Genomic DNA, 26,636 nt, shown 5'->3' on the forward strand with positions numbered 1-26,636 from the left:
CCTCGCGCGCTCAACGGAAGCCGCCGCTCGCCATCAGGCGCTCGCCGGTGATCCAGCGGGCATCGTCCGAGGCCAGGAAGACCGCGGCGCCGGTGATGTCGTCCGGTTGTCCGATACGTCCGAGCGGGGTCTGGGCAATCGCGTATTGCTCGAAGTCCGAGCCGATCATCCCCATGGCGCGGGTGCCCTCGGTCTCGACGACGCCGGGAAGGAGCGCGTTCACCCGGATCCTGCGCCCGCCCAACTCGTTGGCGAGCACGCCGGTGATGGCCTCAAGGGCCCCCTTTGTGCCCGCATAGACGGCGGACGTCGGGGGCAACAGGGTCGTCGCGTTCGACGAGATGTTGATGATGCTGCCGCCCTCGCCGAGGTGCTTGAGCGCCGCCTGGGTGGTCAGCAGGGGACCGAGAACGTTCACGTCGAAGGTGCGGCGGTAGTAATCCTCAGTGACCTGCTCGATGGGCACCATGGCGTAGATGGCGGCGTTGTTCACCAGCACGTCCAGTCGCCCGAACTCCGCGACCGCGGCGTCCACCAGGCCTTGCGCCTGGTCCGCCTTCGAAACGTCGCCGGCGACCGCGATGGCCTCTCCGCCGGCTTGCCTGATTGCCTCGACGACGGCGTCCGCTCCCTCGCGGCTCGACGCATAGTTCACCACCACCTTGGCGCCCTCGGTGGCGAACGCCTTGGCGATGGCCGCGCCGATGCCCTTGGAGGCTCCGGTCACGACCGCGACCTTCCCAGTGAGCTTATCCATGTTGAGACCTTCCGAACCGGGACCGCCGCGCCAAGGCAGCTTTAAATTCCTTTATCCCGTTATTCAGGTTTTCTGGATTATTGAACTCGCTGTCAAGGCCGTTTATGGAAACCCCATGCGCCAGCCATCCCACCCCGCCATCGAGGACGTACGGCCTGACGCGATCCTGCACGCCCTGGGCGACGCGGAGCGCGCGGCGATTTTCGCGCAGATTGAGGGCGTCTGTTCCGGCGGGACGTGCACGGCTTTGGCGAACACGGGCGAGCGCGTGGTCCCTCGGTCATCCCTATCCCAACACATCAAGGTGCTGCGCGAGGCCGGCCTTATCCGGAGCGAGCGCCACGGCGTCGAGATCCGTAATCGGTCGCGGACCCCCGAATTACAGGAGCCGCTCAGAGACCTCGTGAGGTCCGTCATGGATGCTTACGCATGGCACTACGGTCCACGAGCGAGAGCTGACCGGTAGCGTCCGTTAAGCGGGTCAGCAGCCACTGGAGCCCCGGGCGGACCTTTCGAGGAACTCTCGACTATCCTGCGGCAAGGCGTGCACTGGATCGGCAACGCAAGGCGCCGGCTGGGGCACCAAGTGGTCATCCTCTTGGAACGCCGTGTAGCGCTAGAACGCGGCAGGTCGGTCACGAACCCGCCCTCGAACAATCGGGCATACACAAAGGAAGCGTAGCCGGGCGGGTTCAGCCGTTGAGAAGGCCTGAAGGGTGGACCTGCGGCACGATCCAATGGACGGCGCCGACCGACTGAGCCAACCTAGGCTACGGAGCGGACAACGCCGCCGTCGACGCGCAGCGCCGCGCCGCTGGTCGCGGAGGACTGTTCCGAGCAGGCGTAGACGATCATGTTGGCGACCTCCTCGGTCGTCGCGAACCGCCCGAGTAGGCTCGTCGGACGCAGCGACGACAGGAAGGCCTGTTCGGCCTCCTCCTGGGTGATGCCTTGATCCCTCGCCTGCTGCGCCATGAAGTTGCCGAGGATCTCGGACCTGGTCGGACCGGGCAGGATCGCATTCACGGTGACCCCGGTACCCGCGACGGCCTCGGCTAAGCCGCGTGACACGGCGAGCTGCGCGATCTTGGTCATGCCGTAGTCGAGCATCTCCTTCGGGGTGTTGACCGCGGACTCGCTGCTGACGAACACGACCCGACCCCAGCCCTTTCTCACCATCCGTGGCAGGTAGTGGCGGGTCGCGCGCACGCCGCTCATCACGTTGAGATGGAACAGGCTGAGCCAGTCCCCGTCGGGGATGGCGGTGATATCCTCGATGCCCGCATAGGGGCGGAGATAGGCGGTGCCGACGTTGTTCACGAGGATGTCGGCGTCGGGAACCTGGGTGACGACCGCATTCACGCCTTCCACTGTCGAAAGGTCGGCCGCGACACCGGATACGTCGCTCCCGGGAATGGCGTCGCGGATCTGCCGCACCGCCTCGTCGACGCGCACGCTGCCGCGACCGTTCAAGACCACCGCAGCGCCGGCACGCGCCAGCCCTTCGGCCGTTGCCCGCCCGATGCCGGCGGTTGATCCCGTCACGATGGCTTTCCTGCCGGTGAGGTTGATGTGCATGGGGTCGGTTCCGTGTGGCGTTCGTCGATGAGCGGGACCCGACCGAGGCTTGACCGATGGACATCTCGACGAGGAATTGACCGCACGGCATCACGTGAAAGGGACCGTCATGGTTCGGGCGGGGCACAACATCCTCGTCGGAGAGAAGGCCGGACCCGGAGGCGGGATGTCAGAGCTTCACGCCGACGCTCTCTAGGAAGGTGTCCATCCGGTCGTCGACCTCGGCCTTCGTTTCAGCCCACGCTGGGAAAGACCGGAGCAGGTTGTCGTGCCACGCAACTAGGTTGGGGTAATCCCCGAACGGGAACCGTGCGCGGTCGACCTGGGAGAAGGGGGCTGCGACATCGAGGTCGGCCAGGGTCAACACGTCGCCGACCATGAACTCGCGGCCTTCAAGATGCTTGTCGAGCACCTTCGCCGCCGCGCGGATCTTGCCTTCGGCGAAGGCAATGAGGCTTTCGTCCTTCGGCAGCTTCATGATGGTCTTGCCGATCCGCTCGTCGAAGATCGTGACGGTGTAGGTCCGCCACTGCTCGCCCGACCAGAACATCCATTGAAGGACCTCAGAGCGTTCCCTCTCCGTGGTCCCAAGCAGCGGCGAGTTCACCTTGTTGGCCAGGTACAGGTTGATCGCTGCGGCCTCGTAGAGGATGAAGTCCCCGTCCTCCAGGACCGGCGTCAGGCCATGCGGGTTGAGGCGCACCTTGAACGCGTCTGTCTGGCTCTCGCCCTTGAATAGGTCGACATTCACGCGCTCCAGTTCGATGCCCATGATCTTCGCGGCGGTGGTTACCCGGCGCAAGCTGCCCGAACCCGGATCGCCGTAGATCTTCATCGTCATGATCGTCCCTTCCATTCCGGACCCGAAGCGGGTCATCGGGAGTGGATGTTTCACATTCGAAACAGGAATGGCATTGACGGTAATGCCATACGAACTATTCTATTTGGGAATGGACGATATGATGGTTCCCGCGCGGAGACTGGCCTAATCAGCAAATTCGACCGACACCCGGTCGGGGTAGAAGGCGAGATGGCCGACGATGTCGCCTACCGCCTCGAAGGGTGCTTCGTAGGTCCAGACGGCGTTCAGCCCGGCCTCCCCAAGGGCGGGTATACTGAAGTAGTTCGCCTCGCCCTTGTACGGGCAGTAGGTCGTGTGTCGTGATCGCTCCAAGTGGGACATGTCGACGTCACCACAAGGTATGTATTGAACAGGCTCATAGGACGCCTCTGCAAGCGTCAGCGCGCTGCGTGTCCGTGCGATGCGCAGCATATCCCTTCTGACAAGGACCATCACCGGACATTTGCTGATGGCGATGGGATGGCTGGTGTCCGGCGTAAGGATCTTGCGATTGGTCATGAACTTTCCTCTCATCCTTAATCTACATCATATGCCCAACCTCTCTAGGCAGTCAGTGGCTATAGATTATATTCTCTCTCGGAATGGAAATGATGGATAAGTTGGATGCGATGCGGATGTTCGTACGCGTCGTCGAAAGCGGAAGCTTTTCGCAAGCCGCGCGAGATCTGAACGTCAGCCAGCCGACGGCTAGCAAGCAGCTCGCTGCGCTTGAGGCGCGCCTCGGGACGCAACTCCTTACGAGGAACTCCCGTACCCTCGCCGTGACGCCTGCAGGGCAGGATTATTATGAGGACACCCTCCGCATCCTGCAGGATCTCGACTTTGCCGAAGAGAAGGCGTCCGCGGGACAGTCGGCCCCTTCGGGACTGGTTCGCGTCACCCTCTCTCCCGCATTCGGGAGGATGTTCGTCATTCCCCGGCTGGCCGACTTCAGAAGCGCCTTCCCCGACGTGTCCATCGAGATGGAGGTCTCCGGGAGGCACGTCGACCTCATCGAGGAGGGGATGGACGTCGCGATCCGTATCGGCCGGCTCGCGGACTCCGCGCTTGTCGCGCGTCACATCGGCGACATGCGGATGATCACCCTGGCCTCCGCCGATTACCTTGCCCGACATGGCACGCCAGAGACATTGGATGAATTACGCCACCACCAGCGTATCAGCTATGTCTATCAAGGGGATCTCATCGGGTGGGGCTTCGACGTGGATGGCCGGCTGGTGACTGTCGATGGCGGGGGAGCGTTCCGCACGAACGACGCCGAGCATGTTCGTGCCGCGGTCCTCGCGGGTCTCGGCATCGCTCACCATGCGAGTTGGCTGTTCACGAATGAGAGAGCCTCGGGCGAAGTCGTTCAAATTCTGAACCGGTATGCGCCCCCGCCTTTTCCCATCAACGCGGTTATCGCTGCCGGACGGCGAATGCCCTCCCGTGTGCGCCGGTTCATCGATTTCCTAGCCGCGATGTGCGCCGAGGAGCCGGAGCTACGGATTAGCGAAGGTTGACCGCGCAGGGTGAACCGCAGCGATGCGCGTCCGGACATCCATTTTAGGGGGTGACAGGGACCGGCTTGTACGGCCAGCTTGGGTTGAGACCTGTCCGTCTGCTTCACGTCCGAGTGGGGTGGTGAACAGTAGGTCAGCTTTCGGTCAATGCACCAAATGCGAGACCCTGCGATGGCCTAAGCCTGTCCGCTCCTCTTAAACGCGTTAAGCGAGACGGACGCCACCGTGCGCAAGGCGTCGCGGTTCGCGCCGGACGACGCCATGACCCCCATGCCGGAGGCCACGGTCGACAGGAATCGCGCCAGCGCCACCGGGTCCGCATCGGCCGGGAGATCGCCGGCCTCCTTGGCCTGGACGAAGCGCCCGAGGAGTTCCGTCTCGGTCTGCGCCCGGCGGGAGGCCAATTCGAACGGGATGTTCTCCGAGCCGGCGCCACAAGCGAGGCCGCCCTGGACCAGGAGGCAGCCGGGCGGATTGGCCGGGTCGGTATGGCTCTCGGCGATGCTACTGAGGAATCGTTCGGCCACATCGCGCGCGGTGGGACCGGTCAGCACGTAGCGCATGTGCTCGGAGCGCCGCAGCGCGTAGCGATCCAGGGCGGCCTTCAGCAGGCCTTCCTTGCTACCGAAGGCGGCGTAGAGGCTCGGCGCCTTGATACCCATCGCCTTCGTCAGCATGGCGAGGCTGGCGCCGTCGTAACCATGGCGCCAGAACACCTCCATCGCCTCGTCGAGGGCTTTGTCCATGTCGAAGGACCGGGGCCGCCCCATCACCATTGTCTGCAGGCTCCAACTTTTGTATCGAGTGGTAGATAAGTCTCTTGACGGCCGGCGTCCATGCCGACATGTGTAGCAAGCTTTACATATGTCGGAGCCGGTCGTGAACCCTGCGCCTCATTCCCCTCCTACCCGTTCCGGCGTCCGCCGCAGCCTCGGTGTCGGCATCGCACTCGCCCTGCTGACGGGTGCCTCCGTCCAGTTCCTGGCATCCCTGACGCCACGCGGGATGGAGGCGGTCGCCGCCCCGGCACCGACCGAGCAAGCGATGCCGGTGCCGGTGGCGACCGTCGCGCCCCGGGCGGTCGTTCTCTGGGACGAGTTCTCTGGACGCCTCGAAGCCGTCGACCGGGTCGAGGTCAGGGCTCGTGTCGGCGGAGCGATCCAGGCGACGCACTTTATCGAAGGCGAACTGGTCCGGCCCGGCGACCTGCTGGTGACCATCGACCCGGCGCCCTACGCCGCCGAGGTGCAGCGCCTGGAGGCGCAGGTCGCCGGCGCTGAGGCGCGCGTTGCTCTGACCGCGAGCGACCTGGAGCGCGGGCAGAGGCTGTCGGGCCAGCAGATCGTCACGGCCCGCGACCTGGACGTGCGCTCCAACGCATTCAAGGAAGCTAAGGCGAGCCTCGATGCGGCGAAGGCGACGCTTGAAGCGGCGCGACTGAACCTCGGCTACACGGAGGTCCGCGCTGCGGTCGGGGGCCGCGTCGGGCGCCGTGAGATCACGCCGGGCAACCTCGTCGCCACCGGCGCCGGCGCTGCAGTTCTGACCACGCTCGTCTCCGTTGATCCCGTCTATGCCAGCTTCGACGCGGACGAGACCGTCGTCCTCAAGGCGCTGGCGTCGCTCGCCGAACCGTCGGGCAAGCGCGGTCGACTCGATCGTATCCCGGTCGAGATGGTCACCGCCGATGGTGCCCGGGCGGGCGGGCATCTCCAGTTCATCGACAACAAAGTCGACGCGCGCAGCGGCACCATTCGGGTCCGCGCCAGCTTCGCCAACGGCGACGGTCATCTCATCCCCGGCCAGTTCGCGCGCATGCGTCTTGGTCAGGCCGCGCCCCAATCGCTGCTCCTCGTGGACGAGCGGGCGGTCGGCACGGATCAGGACAAGAAGTTCGTGCTCATGGTCGGTGCGGACGACCGGGCCGAGTTCCGCGCCGTCACCCTCGGCCGGGCCGTCGACGGGCTCCGCGTCGTGACCTCGGGCCTGTCCGGCGGCGAGCGCATCATCGTGAACGGCTTGCAGCGGGTTCGCCCCGGCATGCTCCTGCGGCCCGAGCCCGTCTCCATGGGCGCCCGGCCTCAGGACGCCGCATCCGCCGCGCGCCAGCTCGCCCTGCGCTGACGGCCGGCGCCGACGCATCCTTACCGAAAATCATTCACGGCGGCCGTCTCGCGACCGCCCTCTCTAGCCGCGCGCAATCCCACGCCGCGCGATCTCTCTCGCCCTCAGGAGAGCGGCATGAATTTCTCGAAGTTCTTCATCGACCGGCCGATATTTGCGGGCGTGCTCTCGGTGCTTATCTTCATCATGGGCCTGATCTCGCTCTTCGCGATGCCGATCTCCGAGTACCCCGACGTAGTGCCGCCCTCAGTCGTCGTGCGCGCGACCTTCCCAGGCGCCAACCCGAAGGTCATCGTCGAGACGGTGGCGACGCCGATCGAGGAGCAGATCAACGGCGTCGAGGGCATGCTCTACATGTCGAGCCAGGCCACGACCGACGGCATCATGACGCTCACCGTCACGTTCCGGCTCGGCACCGACCCCGACAAGGCGCAGCAGCTCGTCCAAAACCGCGTCTCGCAGGCCGAGCCGCGCCTGCCGGCGATCGTGCGCCAGCTCGGCATCGTCACGGTGAAGTCCTCGCCGGACCTGACCATGGTGGTGCACCTCGTCTCGCCGAATGGGCGCTACGACATGACGTACCTGCGCAACTACGCGGTGCTGAACATCAAGGACCGGCTTGCCCGCCTCGACGGCGTCGGGCAGGTGCAGCTCTTCGGCTCCGGCGACTATTCGATGCGTATCTGGCTTGATCCGCAGAAGGTCGCAGAGCACGGGCTTTCGGCGGGCGACGTCGTGCGCGAGATCCAGGCCCAGAACGTCGAGGCGGCGGCCGGCGTCATCGGCGCCTCGCCGGCGATCCCGGGGCTCGACCTCCAATTGTCGCTCAACGCCGAGGGCCGGCTGACCAGCGAGGAGCAGTTCGGCGACATCGTGGTCAAGACCGGCGAGGGCGGTGAGATCACCCGCCTGCGCGACGTCGCCCGGATCGAACTCGGCGCCTCGGACTACGCCCTGCGCTCCCTCCTCGACAACAAGCCGGCCGTGGCGCTCCCGATCTCTCAGTCGCCCGGCTCCAACGCGATCCAGATTTCCGATGCCGTCCGCCAGACCATGGCGGAGATCAAGCGGAACATGCCCGAGGGCGTCGACTACGAGATCGTCTACGATCCGACGCAGTTCGTGCGCGCCTCCATCGAGGCCGTGATCCACACCCTGCTGGAGGCGATTGCCCTCGTCGTCGTCGTGGTGATCATGTTCCTGCAGACGTGGCGGGCCTCAATCATCCCGCTGCTGGCGGTGCCGGTCTCCATCGTCGGCACCTTCGCGGTGATGCACGCGTTCGGGTTCTCAATCAACGCGCTCAGCCTGTTCGGCCTCGTGCTCGCCATCGGCATCGTCGTCGACGACGCCATCGTGGTGGTCGAGAACGTCGAGCGGAACATCGAGCGCGGGCTGTCGCCCCGCGAGGCCAGCTACCAGGCCATGCGCGAGGTCTCGGGCCCGATCATCGCCATCGCACTTGTGCTCGTGGCGGTGTTCGTACCGCTCGCCTTCATCAGTGGCCTGACGGGTCAGTTCTACAAGCAGTTCGCCCTCACCATCGCAATTTCCACCGTCATCTCGGCCGTCAATTCGCTGACCCTCTCGCCCGCCCTCTCGGCGCTTCTCCTAAGGGACCACCACGCCCCCAAGGACCGCCTCACCCGAATCCTCGATGGGCTGCTCGGCTGGTTCTTCCGGCGCTTCAACCGTGCCTTCGGGCGGGCCTCGGACGGGTACGGGCGCGGCGTCGGTTTCGTCGTCTCGCGCAAGGCGACGATGATGGTGCTCTACCTTGTCCTCGTCGGACTGACCGTGATGCTGTTCCGCCAGATCCCCGGCGGCTTCGTACCAGGGCAGGACAAGCAGTACCTCGTCGGCTTCGCGCAGCTGCCGGATGGTGCGACCCTCGACCGGACCGAGGACGTGATCCGCCGCATGAGCGAGATCGCCCTCAAGGAGCCGGGCGTCGAGAGCGCCGTCGCCTTCCCGGGCCTCTCGATCAACGGCTTCACCAACAGCTCGAATTCGGGAATCGTGTTCTCGACCCTGAAACCCTTCGAGGAGCGCCGCTCGCCGGCCCTGAACGGGGGCGCCATCGCGCAGTCACTCAACAAGAAGTTCGCCGCGATCCCCGAGGCGTTCATCGCGATGTTCCCGCCGCCGCCGGTTAACGGGTTGGGCACCATCGGCGGCTTCAAGCTCCAGATCGAGGACCGAGCCGGCCTCGGCTACGAGGCGCTGAACGACGCGACCAAGGCCTTCCTAGCTAAGGCGGCGCAGGCGCCCGAGCTCGCCGGCCTGTTCTCCAGCTTCCAGATGAACGTGCCGCAGCTCTTTGCCGACATCGACCGCACGAAGGCCCGCCAGCTCCGCATCCCGGTCACCGACGTGTTCGACACGCTGCAGATCTATCTCGGCTCCCTCTACGTCAACGACTTCAACCGGTTCGGCCGGACCTACTCGGTCCGGGTCCAGGCCGACGCGCCGTTCCGCGCCCGCTCGGACGACATCGGGGCGCTGAAGGTGCGTGCGGGCTCGGGCGAGATGGTGCCGCTCGCGGCTCTCCTGCACGTCCGGCAGACGGCCGGTCCGGAGCGCGCCATGCGCTACAACGGCTTTCTCTCCGCCGACATCAACGCCGGCGCGGCGCCCGGTTACTCGTCGGGCCAGGCCCAGGCGGCGGCCGCCCGCATCGCGGCCGAGACCCTGCCGCGGGGCTTTGCCTTCGAGTGGACCGACTTGACTTATCAGGAGTTCATCGCGGGCAACTCCGGGATGTGGGTGTTTCCGCTCGCCCTGCTCCTGGTCTTCCTTGTGCTCGCCGCCCAGTACGAGAGCCTGGCGCTGCCGCTCGCCATCCTGATGATCGTGCCGATGGGCCTGCTCGCGGCGATGTTCGGCGTCTGGCTCTCGGCCGGCGACAACAACGTCTTCACCCAGATCGGCCTGATCGTCCTCGTCGGCCTCTCGGCAAAGAACGCGATCCTGATCGTCGAATTCGCCCGCGAACTGGAATTCGCCGGTCGCTCCCCGCTTCAGGCCGCGATCGAGGCGAGCCGCCTACGGCTGCGCCCGATCCTGATGACCTCGATGGCCTTCATCATGGGCGTCCTGCCCCTGGTGACGGCCACCGGCGCCGGCTCCGAGATGCGCAGCGCCATGGGCGTCGCCGTGTTCTCCGGCATGATCGGCGTCACCGCCTTCGGGCTCTTCCTGACGCCGGTGTTCTACGTCCTGCTGCGTCGCCTCTCCGGCAACCGGCCGCTCAAGCAGCATGGCGGCAGCGCACCGGACCTCCAAAGGGAGCAGGTCGCGGAAGCCGCATAGCGGTTCCGCAAATGGGGGAATTCCTTCGCAAAGATGGCTCGACAGCCACGTGCGCAGCACGCTCCGCTCGACGAATGCTTTTGGGATTGATCCGCTTCGGAATGCACGACAGTTTGGGTCGCAAGCAACCGGTCCGGAGGGTCTCAAAAATCGTGGTTTTGCGACGGTCCGCTTCGGGGATGCAAACTGACCGAAGCGGACACGCTGAAACTGCGATTGAGGGGTTAGATCTGTCGCATCCCACCATCGACGCACAGTTCGGCCCCCGCGACAAAGCTCGCCTCGTCGCTCAGAAGGAACAGTGTGGCCGCCGCCACCTCCTCGGGACGCGCCATGCGGCCGAGCGGGATTGGCGCGATCAGTGCGGCCCTCTGCTCCTCAGGCACGCTGGCCATCATGGCGGTGTCAGTTGGGCCGGGGGCCACCACGTTCACGCGGATACCCTGCGGAGCCAGTTCTGCTGTCCATGTGCGCGCGTAAGAGCGCAGCGCCGCCTTCGTCGCGCAATAGGTCCCGTAGGGCGTGATTCCTGCGGCATCGGCGATCGACCCCATCAGCACGACCGAGCCACCCCGTCCCATCGCACTCAACGCCGCTTGCAACCCGAAGACGGCCCCACGGACGTTGACCGCAAAGTGCCGGTCAAAATGCTCGGGCGTCCCGTCGCGCAGGGTCGCCGGTTCCGAGATGCCCGCGTTGAGGACCAGCGCATCGATCCGGCCATGTGTCTCCCGCACCGTCGCCACGACGTGGTGCAAATCTTCCTGTAGGGCCGCATCCGCGACGAGACCCCGCGCACCGCGCCCGATCCTCGCGGCGGCTGCCTCGACCTCGTCGGCGCGCCGTCCGGTGAAGACGACCGACGCGCCCTCGACCGCCAGCCTCTCGGCGACCGCAAGGCCGATGCCCTTCGCCCCGCCGACCACGAGCGCAACCTTGTCCACCATGCGAGCCATCGCGGCATCCCTTCATCTGCAACGGCGCATGAGATACACGGCATATATCTGCTATCAAGAACGCACTTAGGTTAGCCTAGATATGGCCGATGATACTGATCTCGATATCCTATCCGCGTGCGCGCTCGCCGACATGGCGCAGGTCCGCCCGGTGCTGGACAAGATCGCCGACAAGTGGACGATCCTGATCCTCACGGTGCTCTGCCCGCGACCGGCACGGTTCAACGCGATCAAGCGGCGGCTCGACGGCATCACGCACAAGGCGCTGGCGGACGCGCTCAAGCGGCTGGAGCGCAACGGTATGGTGACCCGGACAGTGCTGCCGACCGCGCCCATTGGCGTCGAGTATGCGATCACCCCGCTTGGCCATTCCCTGCGCCAACCCTTCGAGGCGCTCTGCGCGTGGGCACTCGACAATGGCGAGGCGATTGAGGCGGCCAATCGCGAGCATGACAGCCTTAAAACAAGGCCGTGAGAGCGCGTCCGCTCTCGGTTTGGCAAATGTTGAACCGCTATGCTCGATCAGGGTCGTAAAGGGATAGTCTGCTTTTGCGTCGGACCGTTTCGGAAGCAGACGAGCCGCTTTCGGCCAGACTACGCCATGCCGGATCGCCGACAGGCGCAAAACCGGTCCTTCGGCTTACCGCCTGCACGAACTCCCTGTAGTCCCGTCCTGGGATCGCGGGTGGGTAGCGGCCTGTAGGGACGGGATGGGGCTGCGCGGATGCCAATCAGCAGGATGGACCTCGTAGACGCGGCCTCGCCTGAGGCGCTCGTCAAACGCATCCTACAGGCTGAGCCGAACCTTTCGGTGCCCGTGCCGATCCAAGACCTGTGCGCGCGCCTTGGCATTCTCGGAATAGAGGACCTCTACACCGACGAGTTCGAGGGTGGCCTCGTTACCGACGCGAAGCGGTCCGAAGGCACCATCCTCGTCAAGCGCGGGGGCGAACCGCGTCGCCGCTTCACCATCGCGCATGAACTCGCCCACTTTCTGATGGCGCACCACGTCCCGGATCAATCCGGCCGGTTCATGTGCAAGAGCTCTGACCTTCTCCGCGTCACAGCGAAGGAGGGTGATCAGCGGCAGCGCAGGGAGGTCGAGGCCAATCGCTTCGCCACTCTCATGTTGATGCCCCCGCACCTGTTGCGGGGAGCCATGGCGGCCTTTCGCGAGCCCAATCTGCAGCACGTTCTCATGCTCGCGCGCGACTTCGCGGTCGGCAAGGAGGTGGCGGCTCGGGCCTACGTGCAATACCAACCCGAGAGGATCGCCATCGTCGTGGCGGGCAATGGCCGGGTGCAGCGGTGCTACCGCAGCCTCTCCTTTCCGGCCATCATCTCCGCGGTCGGCAGCCCGGTCCCGACAGGCTCGCTCTATCACAGTGGTCCACATCAGCCGAACATCGCGAGCGACATCGATGCGTGTAGCTCCGATCTCTGGATCGACGTGAAGCGCGACCTCCGCGCGCCGTCCCTCTACGAGCAGGTTTACCTTGAGCAGAACAAGTTTGCGATGATCCTCCTGCGTCTGGAAGCTGTCCCGGAGGAGAGCGCGGAGGAACGCAGGCTGGATGAGGGCTGGCGTCACCGTTTCCACTCGGGGCGACGGTAGGCAAGACACAGCCCTGATGGAACAACCCCGACGGCTATAGCCTGCTGCTTCGTCAGAGCGGGCGGTACCGCCGTCCTGAGGCTGATCCGGCGCACTCCTCAGGCCGGCATATGAGCAATGAGGGTCGTGAATGGCGGGAACTGACGACTATCTTCGGTTGGTCCTCAATCTGGCTGCGGAAGAGGAAGCGTTCCTCGACCCGGCCGGCCGCGCCGAGGACGCCGGGCTGAACGCTATGGGCACCGCGTCTGTAACGTCTCCTGCGGTGTCGCTGATGATCACGAACCGTCAGCGAGCAGCGCTTCGTGAGCTTGGCTTTTCCGAAGAATCCATACGGCAGATGACGCCCGCCGAGGCGCATGAGAAGCTTGGATTGGCCTAGCTGTCGTCACCTGAACGCGGATCAGGCGGCTGCCGGCGGCGGCGATGGTGTCGTTGCGAAATGGGCGGTTGTCACGGCGGGGCTGAGCTACAGCTCGCCGGTCGTGGATAAGGCCGCTTGTGTGCAGAACCGCGCCGCTCGAACCTCTCAAGTTTCAAACACTTGCACGGTGCACGAAGCGGGTAGAACCAGAGATGTGCCTGCGTGGGGTAGGCTAGTGGCGCTTAAGCATGCGCGGCGGTGTGAGTTTGCGTCAGAGACGGGTTCGAGCCGACAGCAAGTGCTTGCCGCCGGCTCGTATCGTGCATTGTTTATTCTGCCATCACGCAGCAGCTCGGGTCCGGGTCGCGGGCCGCGTGCGCTGCGGTCGTGAACGGTTGACCGGCTTGCTCGCGCTGATGGTGTCAACGGTCTGCATGTGCGCGGGCGCTGCCAGTGCCTCAGCAGCGGGTGCGTATGCGCCGGCTCCTATCGCGAGTTCGAGTTCACCGTCGAGGAGCCACCAGTCAGTATAACGGCGATGAAGCGCCGCGGCTTGTACAGGCAGGCCGGCGGCGGCCATGGCGGTGAACGCGTGCTCCAGTGTGAGCGGGACGAATGGGATTAGGCCGGCCGCCGGGTCCAGGAGTTGGCGCTTGTAAGTTGCGGTGGCTGCGTGTGCGAGTTGGTTGTGCGCGGGGGCGATTAAGGCGAGCGTGGCCGTGTCCGCGAGGCCGGCGGTGAGCATGGCGCTCGCGAGGCAGTGCTGGCGATAGAGCTGCTGGCAGGCTGGGCCGGTCAGGGTCGGGTCGTCGGGCGCGATGAACAGGCCCGGGGTCGTATGCGCGATCTCCGTGTGCCGCGGGTTGGGCGGTGGGGCAGGTTCATATCCGGCTTCGCTGTACTTCATCTCGATGCAGATAAGTGCGCGGGCGCCGGTGGGGGTGATGCCGCGGAGGACGATGTCGAACGCGGTTCGGTCGGCGGTGAAGCGTGGATCGCCGCGGCCCGGCGAGTGCTCGAACAGGATTTCGGTGACCTCTGCCAGAGTCCCGGGGAACAGCTCTGCCATGAAGCGGGTGGCGAGCGCGGGGTCGGCGGCGAGGGGGCCGAACAGGTTGAACGCGAGCGGCTGCGAGGACAGCAGGTTGGTGCGCAGGCGGCTGATGTCATACGCGGCGCCAGGTTCGCGGTAGGCGAGCGCGCGGGCGGCCACGGCGGCGATGGAGGGCGTCATGAAGTTGGCGCCGGTGCGGCCGGCGGCGAGGGAGATGCGTGAGCCGAGGCGGCGGACACGGTGCGAATTAGCGCGGTCGAGATGGGTGCCGATTGGCAGGTCACAGTCCTCGCGCCAGAGCGCTTGGAGGAAGCGGGCCGCGGCCTTGAAGCGGTGGTCGGCGGGGACGAACACGTGGTGACGGCGGCGGGCGGCTTCGGGGATGACGGGGAGGTGGGATGGCGGTGCGCCGAGCCCGGAGGGGTCGAGGATGGTGCGGGCGGTGTCGGCAAGTGCGGTCGGGATGCCGCGGGTGTCATGCAGGTCGCCGGTTTCGGCGAGCCGGGGCAGGGTGATGCTGACGTGCATGGTCAGGGGCCTCGTGACGGCCGCGGGGGTGCGGCCGAGACGGGGTTCCCGGGAGGGGCGGAGAGATGAACAGGCGCCGCGGTCGGCGGCCGACACTGGCGCAGGGTAGGCAGGTGTGGGACGGCGGCGGGGAGCGGCGGCGATCGCACGGCAAGCGAGGCTTGGCGGTGGGGAGCGGCGGTGGGCCTGCCCGGGGTCTAGGCGCAGGTGAAACGGGTTGGATGTGATGTAGCCGGTGGGACACGCGCTCGACACGCGCAGCCGTGCGTCAAAGCGCCGTCCGGTCACTTGGGTCCGAGATGCGCCATGAGCAGACATCAGCCCGCCGCCCGGCAGCGAACAGTCAGCTTCAGGTGGGTGACCATCCGGTGTCGAAACGAAGCAGACCTTCAGGGATGCCTCGCTGATCGACCGCTATTTGCCCAGGAATGGACCGTCTGGTGCTCGAGCGGCGCAGGCATTTAGCGGAGCCGGGATCGAACCGGTGACCAGGCGTCGCCGCAATCGGTCTCGTCGCCTATGCTCGGCTCGCCCGCAGGCGGGCGACCTCGCTCGGTCCGATCTCGAGGTAGAACCGGATTGCATCGTCGACCAGAGCGTCGGGCGTGACACCCGCCGCCTTCGCAGCCCGAGTGACCTGGAGGCCAAGCGCAAGATCGACGCGGAGGGCGGCGCCTTGGCTCGGCGAAGCTGGCGCAGCGGCAAGGGCAGGGGAAGTCGCAGGTAGGGGCGCAGCACTGTTCCGCGACTCGAGCTTGCCGAGCTTCGCTTCGCGACGGCCCCGGTGGACGAGAGCGTCAGCGCGCTCATTGAGACGGTCGCCGGCATGCCCCCGGACCCAGGTCCATTTCACGTCGCGCGCCGCGTTCAGTTCGTCGAGGCGCTTCATGAGGTCGACGTTCTTCACGTCACCCGTCGTTGTGCGCCAGCCCTTCGCCTTCCAACCGCGCATCCAATCGGTCACCGATTTGACGACGTACTGGCTATCGCACCGCATCTCGATCGCGGCCCCGGCCGGGAAATGCTCGAGGCCCTTGATCGCAGCTGTCAGCTCCATGCGGTTGTTGGTCGTGGTGCCGGGCTCTCCGCCGCACAGCTCGGCCGTGCCGTCCGGGGCCGCAACGACGACCCCCCAACCCCCTGGCCCGGGGTTAGGGTCGCAACCGCCATCAGCATAAACGATCGTTCGCATCGTGGGCTCAGCCCTTCCGTATGGGGTGGTCGATGGGAGGCCGCCCTCGATGCCCGAAATTGGCTGACAGATGGTATCTTCACGGGTCGCCGTTTGAGCCGAATGAGAGCGTCCGGTCCTCGAAGATTTTGCCAACTGGCGAGACGGCTAAGACGGGTCAAGTGGGGTAGAAGGGCGGTTGTTGCGCTAGGGGCGAGCTACAGCTCGCAGGTCGCCGCGTAGCCCCTTTGTCGGCCGAACTAGGCCATTCTGACTCTTCAAGTTTCAAACACTTGGCGGGGCCGCGAAACGTCCGGAAACGCCGTTGTCGGGGTGAGGGGGGCCGCCGGATGGTGATCGCCGCCCAAGAGGTGAGCACGACCGGCATTCAGCAAGGAGGCTGCCGTGTCTGGGGCCGAGCGGGGGCTGGCCATCGTCGGACCCCTGAAGGGCGGACGGGGCCTGACGTGCGTCGAGCCAGTTGGTACGTCGGCGGGGATGGCCGCAGGTGTAGCCGGCGTCGGCGGTCCGCCAGCCGGCGGGGGTAGGCAGTCCGGCGGGGAGGCGCTCTTCACATCCGGTCTGTGCGCGTTTCGGAGAAACATAGCCCCGTCCGGAGTGTGGTGCGCAGGCGGATCCGCCGCTGGCCTCTGTAGCGATGGCGCCGATGTCCTCGCGCGGGTGCCGGTCGCCGTGACGCGTGAGTTACCTACGTCTTCACGTCCGGCTGACAGTGCGCGTCCGAGCGCACAGCGACGTCCTGCATTTGCAACGCGAACTGCCAAAGACTTCGGTCGCTGCCGACGCCACAGAAAGTGGGGGCAGAGCAAACTTGCACTTGATCAGCCAGGCTTTGACTCGTCACCATCTTCGAGGATGCGGCGCCAGACCGGCACATAGTACGGGTCGAGCCGGGCGCGCCGCTCGCTCATATACCGGTTGAACGAAGACGTCGTCGACAGGACAGCGTTGCCAATCGCCAGCCGCAGCCGCGTCTGCCCCGTCTCTTCCAGGTCGTCCGTCTCACGCAGAAGGCTCTGCACGCGGTAGAGGTCGACCGTGCCCCCCGTGATCAGCGCGGAGGCGTCCGCTGGATGATCGATGCCGTCCGTTCGGCACCACAGCCAGAGCAGGTGCTCCGCGTTCGCCAGCCGCGCAGGGACGCCGAACCACGGGCGGGTGATCGCCTTCGCCAGCAAACCGACCTCGGTCGCGCAGACGCAGGGCCGCAGCGTCACCTCGATGGGCCGCGGGCACAGCTTCGGGTCCATGTGCGGCGCGAACCGCACCCGTGTCGCCTGAACGAGATCCGCGGCACGCTCGCGCCCGTCCGCGCCGAGGTCGGCGACGATCTCGATCACGCCGACGTATCGCGCCTGCTCGTGCAGCGTCAGCGCGATGCGTCCGACAACGGCGTAGGCGTAGCGCTCCGCGTCGAGCCGTCCGACGATGTCGCGGAAGATCGCCGGCAGCATCCCCGGCGTCGGGTTGCTTAGGTCGTGGCAGTCGACGAGGAGCGCCTCAATGTCGTCTGAGCTACCGCCCATGTTGTGTGACCTCTTTAGGTGTTGGTGCGGTAGTGCGCGTCCGAGCGCACCGCGTGGCGCTCCCCGGCAAGGCCGAACAGCCGCACGAGTTCGGCGATTGCCTCCGGCCGCTGAAGGTGCCGGTCGGCGTACAGCGTGAACAGCGCGGGTCCGCGCATGTAGACCACCCGCCCGCGCGGGAACGCCTCGTACTCGTGGCCGGCGATGGCCGGCGGTAGGCCGCGGCGGCGCAGCATCGTGGCCCCCAGCTTGCGCCAGGCCTCCCAGACCTCATGGTGTCCACGGGGGTGGGTGAGGCAATCGCCGTAGGCTTCCGCCCCCGCCAGGGAGGTACGGTCGATTACCAGCACGGTGCGATCGCCCTCTGGCACACCCCAGAAGATGCCGACGCTCGGCGGGGGCTTTGCATTTACGGGAAAGCCGGGGTCCGGACCGGCGGCGTTGTCCGTGGTCATGGCGCGCCTAGTCAATGAGCGGACCGAGCGGGCGTCGGGATAGCATCGAGGGCGATGGCGGGGGGCATTGAACCGAGTCTCCGCGGCTCGGGCGGAGCCGATGAGTGAGTTTCCCGCAAGCCCGACGAAAATTTACAGCTGCGCTTCGATTTCGGCGCGACCGACCGACGCATTACCTGCGCTAGCCCTCGTGGAGTTAGCCCGGGTGGCGCAGAGACGCATCTCGATGGCGACGCATGAAATGCGTCAACTGTGACCGACGGCGATAGAGCGACTACGCTTCGAACGCAGACCGGCCCTGGCCCTACGGGTGGAGGCTCAGGCTGTCACTTTTGATCCACAATGCAGCTCTTGCCATGCCGAGGCCGACATCCGTGCCTTCGTTGACAAGCTAGACGACCATTACGGTCGCCATCGAACCAGACCTAATCACCGAGAAGACACGATCGTCTCGTCCGCTATCGTCCGCAGAGATCCGCCAAAGATCACAAATTCGAGTTGGGACCGGGATTGGGACCGAACTTGATGCAGCCCAAATTGCAGATCGATTACAAAGACTTATGAGCATACATGGCGGAAGCGGATGGGAATCGAACCCACCGTACGCTGTTGGCGTACCACTGGTTTTGAAGACCAGGGGGGCCACCAGACCCCGTTCGCCTCCGAAGGCGGGGGTACGGGCCACTTCCGGCGGGGTCAAGCAGGATGCTCTGCGGCGGAATGGATCACCGGTCGCCGCCCTGACGCCGCGATTCGTATTAATTCCGCCACACTGTTGTGGCCCTGCACCAGTCATGCCGTTCCTGCGACGCTCAAAGCCTGTGGAAGGCCCTGCGCCGGCCCCCGAGGGGGCTGCACCGTCGTCCGCTGAGCCGCCGGGCGAGGGGGCGGGCGATTGGGCGGGCGAGGATACCGCGGGGGATGCGGGCCAAGAGACCGCATCCCAAGAAGCGGCATCCCAAGCAATCGCATCCCAGGAGACCACACCGGATTCGCCGCAGTCCCAGGAGCTGAGCACGCCGCTCGCGGAATCGCTGCGGCCCGGGCCGCGCGGGCCGGGCTGGATCGGCGCCGCCGTGGTGGTGACCGCGCTGATCTCGGCGCTGGCGACCTTCCTGATCCTGGCCGGGGTGATCCGGGTGACCCCGACGCCGGCCTACGGCGTCACGCTGCTCGGCATCAACGCCGTCCTGGTGCTCGGGCTGGTCTTCGTCATCGCCTGGGAGGCGCGGGTCTTCCTGCACGCCCGCAAGGCCAACGCTGCGGTGGCCCGGCTGCACTCGCGCATCGTCGGCCTGTTCTCGCTGATCGCGATCCTGCCCACCGTGCTGCTGGCCGTGGTGGCGTCGGTGACCATCGACCGGGGCCTGTCGCTCGGCTTCACCGACCGGGTCCGCGACGTGGTGCTCAAATCCGTCGAGGTGGCCGACGCCTACCAGGAGAACCAGTGCCAGTCGCTCGCCCGGGAGATCCGCATCCTGGTGGACGACCTGACCCGGGCGCGCCCGAACTTCGACCGGGACCGGGCCTGGTTCGAGAACTTCCTGACCACGCGGGCGACCAATCTCGGCCTGCCGGTGGCGCAGATCATGCGCGGGCCCACCGACGTGGTCGCCCGGGCCAAGATCGACGTGCTCAAGCAGGTGCGGCTGCCCTCGGCGGCGGCCTTCGAGGAGGCGGCGACATCGACCGACCCGATCTGCCTGCTGCCTTCGGAGGGCCGCGTCTTCGCCGCGCTCCTGCGGATGCCGGCCTACGACGACGCGGTACTGATGGTGCAGCGGGAGGTCAGCCAGCTGGCCATCGAATTCCCGGGCGTCTCCCGAGCTGCGGCGGCCGAGTACCTGACCTACGATTCGCTCCGGCGCTCGATCCAGATCACCTTCGCGTCGGTGTTCCTGCTGATCGCCCTGATCGCGCTACTGTCGGCGGTGTGGTTCGGGATGAACTTCGCCAACCGGTTCGTGGCGCCGATCCGGCGGCTGATCAACGCCGCCGACCAGGTCGCGTCCGGCAACTTCTACGCCCAGGTGCCGACCAAGAAGACCAGCGGCGACCTGGCCCATCTCGGCGAGGCGTTCAACAAGATGACGCAGGAGCTGCGCCGCCAGCATACCGGCCTGATCGCCGCCAACGACCTGATCGACACCCGCCGCCGCTTCACGGAGGCCGTTCTGTCGGGGGTCTCGCCCGGGGTGATCGGCCTCGACGCGGCGGGCTTCGTCACCATCGCCAACCCGGCCGCCGAGCGGATGCTCGACCTGGAGAGCGAGACCCTGATCGGCCAGCCGCTGGCCCGCGCGGTGCCGGAGCTCGCCCCCGTGCTCGCCGAGAGCGAGAACCGCCCGCGCGCCCTCCAGCAGCAGCAACTCCAGCTCACCCGGTCGCGGGGCGAGCGCACCGTGACCGTGCGGGTCACGAGCGAGCAGGCCCAGGGGACGTCGCGCGGCTCGGTGGTGACCCTTGACGACATCACCGACCTCGTCCAGGCGCAGCGCAGCTCCGCCTGGGGCGACGTCGCCCGCCGCATCGCCCACGAGATCAAGAACCCCCTGACCCCGATCCAACTCTCCGCCGAGCGCATCCGGCGCAAGTACGGCAAGGTCATCACCGCCGACAAGGAGGTGTTCGACCAGTGCACCGCCACGATCGTGCGCCAAGTGGACGAGATCAAGCGCATGGTCGACGAGTTCTCGGCCTTCGCCCGGATGCCCAAGCCGGCCATCGCGCCGAACGACCTCACAGAGATCGCCAAGCAGAACCTGTTCATGATGCGCGTGGCGCACCCGGACATCGACTTCGCGTTCTCGGCGCAGGGCGGGGCGGGCAACGCGGAGAAGATCGTGGCGGCCTTCGACATCAGGCTGCTCAGCCAGGTGATCACCAACATCCTGAAGAACGCCGTCGAGGCGGTGGCCGAGGTGCCGGCGGACGAGCTCGGCAAGGGCAAGATCGCGCTCGGTCTCGCGGTCGAGGACGGCTTCGCGGTCATCACGGTGACCGACAACGGCAAGGGTTTTCCGGTGGAGGGGCGCCAACGGCTGCTCGAGCCCTACATGACCACACGCGAAGGTGGCACCGGGCTGGGACTTGCTATCGTCAGCAAGGTGCTTGAGGAGCACGGCGGCGGGATCGCGCTGAACGACAACCCCGCCGGCCGTGGCGGGCAGGTGCAGATGCGGGTCCCGCGCGAGCACGGGCCCGAGCCGTCCGGCCCCGAGACCAGCCCCGTCACGACAGAGGAGAAGGGCGCCGCACCGACGGCCCCCCGGATCGCGGAGATGCACGCATGAGCGCCGATATCCTGATTGTCGACGACGAGGCCGACATCCGCGACCTCGTGGCGGGCATCCTCGACGACGAGGGCCACCGCTGCCGCACGGCCGGCGGCTCCGACGAGGCGCTGGCCGCCATCGAGGCGCGCCGGCCCCACCTGGTGTTCCTGGACATCTGGCTGCAGGGCTCGCGCCTGGACGGCCTGCAGGTGCTCGACCTGATCAAGGCCGCCAACCCCGACCTGCCGGTGGTGATGATCTCGGGCCACGGCAACATCGAGACCGCGGTCTCGGCCATCAAGGCGGGGGCCTACGACTTCATCGAGAAGCCGTTCAAGGCCGACCGGCTGATCCTGGTGGCCGAGCGGGCGCTGGAAGCCTCCCGGCTCCGGCGCGAGGTCCGCGACCTGACGGCGCGCTCCGGGAATCCCAACCGCATCGTCGGCGGCTCGCTGGCGATCAACCAGCTCCGCCAGACCATCGACCGGGTCGCGCCGACCAACGCCCGGGTGATGATCACCGGGGCGCTGGGCTCCGGCAAGGAACTCGCGGCGCGCAGCCTGCACAAGGCCTCGGCCCGCGCCAACGGCCCGTTCGTGCTGCTCAACGCGGCCGCGATCCTGCCCGAGACCATGGAGGCGGAGCTGTTCGGGGTCGAGGGCGAGTCCGGCCGACGGGTCGGTGCCCTGGAGGAGGCCCATGGCGGCACCCTCTACCTCGACGAGGTCGCCGACATGCCGCGCGAGAGCCAGAACCGGATCCTGCGCGTCCTGGTCGACCAGAATTTCCAGCGCGTCGGCGGCACCACCCGGGTCCACGTGGATGTCCGGATCATCTCGTCCTCGTCGCGGGATCTGGCCGAGGAAATCGCCGCGGGCCGCTTCCGCGAGGACCTGTTCCACCGGCTCTCGGTGGTGCCGGTGCGCGTGCCGGCCCTGTCGGAGCGCCGGGAGGACGTGCCCGAGCTGATCCAGTTCTTCATGGACAACATCTCGTCCCAGACCGGCCTGCCGAAGCGCGTAATCGCCGAGGACGCGATGGCGGTGCTCCAGTCGCACAACTGGCCGGGCAACGTCCGCCAGCTCAAGAACAACGTCGAGCGGCTGATGATCCTGACCCAGGCCGACCCGGACCAGGAGGTCACCTCCGAGATGCTGCCCTCCGAGATCGGCGCCCTGGTGCCGACCACCCCGGGGGGGGCGGGCGGCGAGAAGCTGATGAGCCTGGCCCTGCGCGAGGCGCGCGAGATCTTCGAGCGCGAGTACCTCGTGGCGCAGATCGCGCGGTTCTCGGGCAACATCTCGCGCACCGCCGAGTTCATCGGGATGGAGCGCTCGGCGCTGCACCGCAAGCTGAAGTCCCTGGGCATCGGCCCGTAGCACGCCGGGCCGAGAGGGGGCGGAGACGGGGGACGAACCGTGAAACTGAAGCCGATCCGTCACGGATCGGGCGGAACGGGGCTTGCTTGCCCCCGGGCTTTCACGCCGTCATGCTGTAGACTCGGTCCGTGCGGGATGATCGGACGATCCCGCACGTGACGGCCCCAACCACGTGACAGATTCCGACGTCGCGTACCCAACCCGAGCCTTTCGCGCCGGGACAACAAAAAGGCAAAAAAGATGGCGGGCGAACGCGCACAAAACCTTCAGGACACGTTCCTCAATCATGTCCGCAAGAACAAGATCCCGCTGACCATCTTCCTCGTCAACGGCGTCAAGCTCCAGGGTGTGGTCACCTGGTTCGACAATTTCTGCGTGCTGCTGCGCCGGGACGGCCATTCGCAGCTCGTCTACAAGCACGCGATCTCCACGATCATGCCGGGCCACCCGGTGCAGCTGTTCGAGCCGGACGAGACCGCCGAGAAGGCGTGATTGTCTTGTGGGGGAGGGCGGCTTTGCCTGTCTTCCTCTGTGGACTTGCGGAGTAGGCTGGCGGATCGACAGATCGCGTTCCGGATCATGCCAAGGCTGGAGAGGGCGCCTAGAGCGCCCGCCGCCGACGTGGAGGCCGGCTCGTCGTAAGCGAGCGCGGTACATCAAGGCCTTAGAGCTGGTCCCGATCGCATTGTGATCGGGACCAGCTCAAGCCCGGAGATGACAGGCGCCATTCCTCTCCCCTCTGCTCCTCTCCCCTATGCGGGGATGGGCCGGCCGTCAGACCGGCTCGGGTCGGGATGAAGTCCCGCAAGGGGGCAGCGCGACGGTTCGGGATTTCACGCCGGACACTGCCTTTCCGGAAGCGTTGCTTCCCTCTTCCGACCCGCTTCGCAGGCATCCCTCCCCCGCACGCGGAGGACGAGGAACACGGAGTTTCCCGGTCGAACGGGCTCTCCGATCCCAGCCTCTCGAATCCCGGCATCTTGAAGCCCGGCACCTTGGCCCGGCCCCGCCCAATCCCCATCTCGAAAATCCGAATTCTCGAACGAAGCTGCCGGCGCGCGGGCGGCGTTAAAGGTTGCATGAGTGAGACGCTGACGTCCGGCGAGGCCCGGCTCCAGGCACAGGCCGCGCCCGAGGGCGAGATTGCCGCGGCGACCCACACCTTGGTGATCGGGCCCTATCTGGCCCGCGGCGCCCCCGGGCCCGGGGGACCGGGTCACGGGCCCGCCCAGCCGACCCGCTCGGTGGAGGCGCGCCTCGACGAGGCGACCGGACTCGCCGCCGCGATCGAGCTCGACGTGGTCGAGAGCCTCGCGGTCAGCCTGCCGCGCATCCGCCCCTCGACCTATCTCGGCAAGGGCCGGGTCGAGGAGATCGCCGGATTGATCCGGGCCGGCGAGATCGGTCTCGTGGTGATGGATTGCGCGCTCTCGCCGGTGCAGCAGCGCAACCTCGAGAAGGCATGGGGCGCCAAGGTCATCGACCGCACCGGCCTGATCCTCGAGATCTTCGGCCGGCGCGCCTCGACCCGCGAGGGCACGCTTCAGGTCGAGCACGCCCACCTCGCCTACCAGAAGTCCCGCCTCGTCCGGTCCTGGACCCACCTGGAGCGCCAGCGCGGCGGCTTCGGCTTCCTGGGCGGCCCCGGCGAAACCCAGATCGAAGCCGACCGGCGCATGATCCAGGAGCGCATGACCCGGATCGAGCGCGACCTCGACGCGGTGGTGCGGACCCGCGGCCTGCACCGGCAGAGCCGGGCCCGGGTCCCGTACCCGATCGTCGCGCTGGTGGGCTACACCAATGCCGGAAAGTCGAGCCTGTTCAACACCCTGACCAGCGCCGAGGTCACCGCCAAGGACATGCTGTTCGCCACCCTCGACCCGACCGCGCGCGCGACCAAGCTGCCCCACGGCGAGACCGTGATCCTGTCGGACACGGTGGGCTTCATCTCCGACCTGCCGACCGCCCTGATCGCGGCGTTCCGGGCGACCCTGGAGGACGCGATCGAGGCCGACGTGCTGCTGCACGTGCGCGACGTCAGCCACGTCGATTCCGAGGCCCAGGCCGAGGATGTCGGCGAGGTGCTGCGCGAGCTCGGCATCGAGACCACGGCCGAGCGGATCATCGAGGTCTGGAACAAGTCCGATCTGCTCGACGACGACGAGCGCACCCGGCTGATGAACCTCAGCGGCCAGGCCAAGGCCCGCAACGACCGCGACAGCGACGCGCCGGTTCTGGTCTCGGCGCTGACCGGCGAGGGGCTCGCCGCGCTCACCGCCCGGATCGAGGCGCGGATCGGCCGCCACCGGACGAGCTTCGCGGTGTCGCTGCCCCCCGAGGACGGGGCGGCGCTCAATTGGCTCTACGAGAACGCCGAGATCCTGGATCGGCGCGCGGAAGCCGACGGCACCGTGCACCTCGCGATCCGGATCGCCCCCGAGAAGGAGCCGCGCTTCCTCAACCGCTTCAGCGCGGCCCGGCGCCTCGACCGGGGCGCGTGATGGCCACGGGCGGCGCCCGGACCCAACCGCTTTGCGCCCCCAAGCCCGCCCGGGACCTCTCTGCGCGCAAGGCGGAGACGAGCCAGGACGACGCCGCGGTCCTGCGCGCCATGCAGGCGGGCGGCGGGCTGCGGCTGCTCGGGCTGCGGATCGTGATCGTGCTGGTGCTGCTGATGGCGGCCCAGGCTTATGACGGCTCGCTGCACGCCTTCAGCCACTGGTTCATCCTCGGCCTCTACGGCGTCGGCACGATCTGGTTCGGGCTCGGGGAGCGGGGCGGCGGCCCCGCGGCGGCGGCCTACAGCTGGGCCGGGACGCTGCTCAACGCCGGGCTCGCCGTCTACGTGATCATCGAGCACATGCTGGCCGGCGGCGGGGCCGGCCTCGGCGCCGACGCGGTGAGCCGCCTGCCGGCCTTCCTGCTCCTGCTCCAGACCGGCCTGAGCATGCGGGTCGCCCAGACCCTGCTGTTCTGCGGGGTGGTGACGGCGTGCTGGAGCGCGGCCTTCCTGGTCGGGCTGGCCGATCCCGGGCTGTTCCCGGGGCCGGATTCGTTCCCGACCGCGCAGGTCACCGGGCTCGCCACCTTCGTGGCGGCCGGGCTGCTCGTGGTCGACGGCATGACCCGCCTGCGCGAAGCGGTCACCCGGGCCCTGCGCATGGAGCACGAGCGCGCCCAGCTCGCGCGCTTCGTGCCCGACACGGTCGCCCTGGACCTCGCCGCGGAGGACGCCGACGCCGCCATGGGCATCCACCGGCGCCATGCCTGCCTGATGGTGCTGGACATCCGCGGCTTCTCCCGGTTGAGCCGGGAGCATCCGCCCGAGGCGATGGTGACGGCCCTGCTCGCCGTCCGGGCGGCCGCCCAGGCCGCGGTGGCCGAGCAGGGCGGCCTCGTGGACAAGTATGTCGGCGACGCCGTGCTGGTGCAGTTCGTGGTCGGCCGACCGCGCGCGCAGGCCCGTGCGGCGCTGGCCTGCGCCCTGTCGCTCCAGGACCGGATCGCCGCCCTCAACGAAGCGCGGGCCGAGGCGGGGATGTTCACCCTGCGGGTGGTGGTCGCCCTGCATGCCGGCGACCTCCTGGTCGGCGTGTTCGACGACGGGGTGCGGGCCGAGTACACCGTGCTGGGCCCCGCCATGAACGCCCTGTCGCGCCTCGAGGCCCGGGCCAAGGCCGCCGAGCTCGAGATCGCCGCCTCGGGGGATTTCCTGGATCTGCTCGGAGGGCCGCTGCCATCGCGCATCCGGGCGGTCCCGGTGCCGGACGCGAAGGCCGTGCAGCCCGCCCTGTTCGCGATCGTGGAGGGTCCGGCCGCCTGACGGCCTGGAACTTGCGCATCACTGATCCGTTCGGTCGGCGCGGCGCAGGGTCGCGAAGGGACCGGACCCCATGAACAAGATCCTCCTCGGCGCGACCCTCGCGCTCGGCCTCGTCCTGGGCGCCGCCAGCCCGAGCCTCGCCGCCCCGGGCGACGGCCTCGACCGGAACGCTGCCGCCACCGGCAACGGCAATTTCGGTGGCATGCACCGCGGTGCCCGGATGTCCTCCCGGGGCGTGATGCGGAGCCGCCATCACATGATGCGCCGGCACCATCGCCGCCACATGATGCGCCGCCACGGCCGCTGAGCCCAGGCCTTCCGCATCGCGGCTGGC

Annotated in this window: 23 protein-coding genes and 1 tRNA gene; 13 read left to right on the top strand and 11 right to left on the bottom strand. The window is 67.3% G+C overall.

Annotation, left to right across the window (positions count from 1 at the left end; translation table 11 throughout):
• Positions 1 to 10 precede the first annotated feature (10 nt).
• A complete protein-coding gene (locus ACYQPG_RS17540) occupies positions 11 to 757 on the bottom strand; it encodes an SDR family NAD(P)-dependent oxidoreductase (protein ID WP_461231378.1) in 747 nt (248 codons plus the stop codon).
• Between the two features lie 115 nt (positions 758 to 872).
• Between ACYQPG_RS17540 and ACYQPG_RS17545 the strand changes: the two genes are divergently transcribed.
• Positions 873 to 1,223, top strand: coding sequence for an ArsR/SmtB family transcription factor (locus ACYQPG_RS17545; protein ID WP_461232474.1), 351 nt, complete (start codon positions 873 to 875; stop codon positions 1,221 to 1,223).
• A 299-nt stretch (positions 1,224 to 1,522) separates the two neighbouring features.
• On the opposite strand, the gene ACYQPG_RS17550 is transcribed toward ACYQPG_RS17545, so the two are convergent.
• The 3 genes from ACYQPG_RS17550 to ACYQPG_RS17560 all read right to left on the bottom strand — a co-directional run bounded on the left by ACYQPG_RS17550 (position 1,523) and on the right by ACYQPG_RS17560 (position 3,695).
• Complete coding sequence (locus ACYQPG_RS17550; RefSeq protein WP_461231379.1) at positions 1,523 to 2,335, bottom strand: SDR family NAD(P)-dependent oxidoreductase; 813 nt, start codon at positions 2,333 to 2,335, stop codon at positions 1,523 to 1,525.
• Positions 2,336 to 2,504: 169 nt separating this feature from the next.
• Positions 2,505 to 3,176, bottom strand: a complete 672-nt coding sequence (locus ACYQPG_RS17555; protein WP_461231380.1) for a glutathione S-transferase family protein — start codon at positions 3,174 to 3,176, stop codon at positions 2,505 to 2,507.
• Positions 3,177 to 3,320: 144 nt separating this feature from the next.
• On the bottom strand, positions 3,321 to 3,695 hold the full coding sequence (locus ACYQPG_RS17560; protein WP_461231381.1) for a DUF427 domain-containing protein: 375 nt from the start codon (positions 3,693 to 3,695) through the stop codon (positions 3,321 to 3,323).
• An 89-nt stretch (positions 3,696 to 3,784) separates the two neighbouring features.
• Here ACYQPG_RS17560 and ACYQPG_RS17565 point away from each other — a divergent pair, with 89 nt between their 5' ends.
• Positions 3,785 to 4,699, top strand: coding sequence for a LysR family transcriptional regulator (locus tag ACYQPG_RS17565; protein WP_461231382.1), 915 nt, complete (start codon positions 3,785 to 3,787; stop codon positions 4,697 to 4,699).
• A gap of 176 nt (positions 4,700 to 4,875) precedes the next feature.
• Here the strand turns inward: ACYQPG_RS17565 and ACYQPG_RS17570 are convergent, their stop codons facing one another.
• Positions 4,876 to 5,475, bottom strand: a complete 600-nt coding sequence (locus ACYQPG_RS17570; RefSeq protein ID WP_461231383.1) for a TetR/AcrR family transcriptional regulator — start codon at positions 5,473 to 5,475, stop codon at positions 4,876 to 4,878.
• A gap of 88 nt (positions 5,476 to 5,563) precedes the next feature.
• On the opposite strand from ACYQPG_RS17570, the gene ACYQPG_RS17575 reads away from it, so the two are divergent.
• Entirely contained in the window at positions 5,564 to 6,823 is a 1,260-nt protein-coding gene (locus ACYQPG_RS17575) for an efflux RND transporter periplasmic adaptor subunit (RefSeq protein WP_461231384.1), read from the top strand.
• 117 nt (positions 6,824 to 6,940) lie between these two features.
• Complete coding sequence (locus ACYQPG_RS17580) at positions 6,941 to 10,135, top strand: efflux RND transporter permease subunit (protein ID WP_461231385.1); 3,195 nt, start codon at positions 6,941 to 6,943, stop codon at positions 10,133 to 10,135.
• A gap of 224 nt (positions 10,136 to 10,359) precedes the next feature.
• On the opposite strand, the gene ACYQPG_RS17585 is transcribed toward ACYQPG_RS17580, so the two are convergent.
• Positions 10,360 to 11,091, bottom strand: a complete 732-nt coding sequence (locus tag ACYQPG_RS17585) for an SDR family NAD(P)-dependent oxidoreductase (protein ID WP_147942017.1) — start codon at positions 11,089 to 11,091, stop codon at positions 10,360 to 10,362.
• A gap of 82 nt (positions 11,092 to 11,173) precedes the next feature.
• Between ACYQPG_RS17585 and ACYQPG_RS17590 the strand changes: the two genes are divergently transcribed.
• The 3 genes from ACYQPG_RS17590 to ACYQPG_RS17600 all read left to right on the top strand — a co-directional run bounded on the left by ACYQPG_RS17590 (position 11,174) and on the right by ACYQPG_RS17600 (position 13,088).
• Positions 11,174 to 11,566 (top strand): winged helix-turn-helix transcriptional regulator, encoded by a 393-nt coding sequence (locus tag ACYQPG_RS17590; RefSeq protein WP_419829782.1) that lies wholly within the window; start codon positions 11,174 to 11,176, stop codon positions 11,564 to 11,566.
• Positions 11,567 to 11,830: 264 nt separating this feature from the next.
• Positions 11,831 to 12,706, top strand: coding sequence for an ImmA/IrrE family metallo-endopeptidase (locus ACYQPG_RS17595; RefSeq protein WP_461231386.1), 876 nt, complete (start codon positions 11,831 to 11,833; stop codon positions 12,704 to 12,706).
• Positions 12,707 to 12,836: 130 nt separating this feature from the next.
• Positions 12,837 to 13,088, top strand: a complete 252-nt coding sequence (locus ACYQPG_RS17600) for a hypothetical protein (protein ID WP_461231387.1) — start codon at positions 12,837 to 12,839, stop codon at positions 13,086 to 13,088.
• 322 nt (positions 13,089 to 13,410) lie between these two features.
• Here ACYQPG_RS17600 and ACYQPG_RS17605 read toward each other — a convergent pair whose 3' ends face one another.
• The 5 genes from ACYQPG_RS17605 to ACYQPG_RS17625 all read right to left on the bottom strand — a co-directional run bounded on the left by ACYQPG_RS17605 (position 13,411) and on the right by ACYQPG_RS17625 (position 18,489).
• Entirely contained in the window at positions 13,411 to 14,652 is a 1,242-nt protein-coding gene (locus ACYQPG_RS17605; RefSeq protein ID WP_461231388.1) for a PGN_0703 family putative restriction endonuclease, read from the bottom strand.
• A 517-nt stretch (positions 14,653 to 15,169) separates the two neighbouring features.
• Positions 15,170 to 15,844: a ribonuclease HI gene (gene rnhA / locus ACYQPG_RS17610; protein ID WP_461231389.1), complete on the bottom strand. Its 675-nt coding sequence runs from the start codon at positions 15,842 to 15,844 to the stop codon at positions 15,170 to 15,172.
• An 821-nt stretch (positions 15,845 to 16,665) separates the two neighbouring features.
• Entirely contained in the window at positions 16,666 to 17,370 is a 705-nt protein-coding gene (locus ACYQPG_RS17615) for a hypothetical protein (protein ID WP_461231390.1), read from the bottom strand.
• 14 nt (positions 17,371 to 17,384) lie between these two features.
• Positions 17,385 to 17,825: a hypothetical protein gene (locus ACYQPG_RS17620; protein WP_147899555.1), complete on the bottom strand. Its 441-nt coding sequence runs from the start codon at positions 17,823 to 17,825 to the stop codon at positions 17,385 to 17,387.
• A 571-nt stretch (positions 17,826 to 18,396) separates the two neighbouring features.
• Positions 18,397 to 18,489 (bottom strand) — tRNA-Sec (locus ACYQPG_RS17625).
• 130 nt (positions 18,490 to 18,619) lie between these two features.
• On the opposite strand from ACYQPG_RS17625, the gene ACYQPG_RS17630 reads away from it, so the two are divergent.
• The 6 genes from ACYQPG_RS17630 (at position 18,620) to ACYQPG_RS17655 (ending at position 26,609) form a co-directional block, all read left to right on the top strand.
• Positions 18,620 to 21,118 carry a sensor histidine kinase NtrY-like gene (locus ACYQPG_RS17630; RefSeq protein ID WP_419828417.1) on the top strand — a complete coding sequence of 833 codons (2,499 nt, stop codon included), beginning with the start codon at positions 18,620 to 18,622 and terminating at the stop codon, positions 21,116 to 21,118.
• Complete coding sequence (gene ntrX, locus ACYQPG_RS17635; protein WP_147907822.1) at positions 21,115 to 22,479, top strand: nitrogen assimilation response regulator NtrX; 1,365 nt, start codon at positions 21,115 to 21,117, stop codon at positions 22,477 to 22,479. The genes ACYQPG_RS17630 and ntrX overlap by 4 nt, the downstream gene beginning before the upstream one ends.
• A gap of 240 nt (positions 22,480 to 22,719) precedes the next feature.
• The gene (gene hfq, locus ACYQPG_RS17640) at positions 22,720 to 22,971 is read left to right on the top strand and encodes an RNA chaperone Hfq (RefSeq protein ID WP_007563033.1); all 252 of its coding nucleotides are present in this window, start codon (positions 22,720 to 22,722) and stop codon (positions 22,969 to 22,971) included.
• A 587-nt stretch (positions 22,972 to 23,558) separates the two neighbouring features.
• Positions 23,559 to 24,980, top strand: a complete 1,422-nt coding sequence (hflX, locus tag ACYQPG_RS17645; RefSeq protein ID WP_419828418.1) for a GTPase HflX — start codon at positions 23,559 to 23,561, stop codon at positions 24,978 to 24,980.
• Complete coding sequence (locus ACYQPG_RS17650; protein WP_419828419.1) at positions 24,980 to 26,302, top strand: adenylate/guanylate cyclase domain-containing protein; 1,323 nt, start codon at positions 24,980 to 24,982, stop codon at positions 26,300 to 26,302. Before hflX ends, ACYQPG_RS17650 begins: the two co-directional genes overlap by 1 nt.
• A gap of 70 nt (positions 26,303 to 26,372) precedes the next feature.
• On the top strand, positions 26,373 to 26,609 hold the full coding sequence (locus ACYQPG_RS17655) for a hypothetical protein (RefSeq protein WP_147907819.1): 237 nt from the start codon (positions 26,373 to 26,375) through the stop codon (positions 26,607 to 26,609).
• Positions 26,610 to 26,636 lie beyond the last annotated feature (27 nt).

Source organism: Methylobacterium sp. CM6246, from assembly GCF_054818005.1.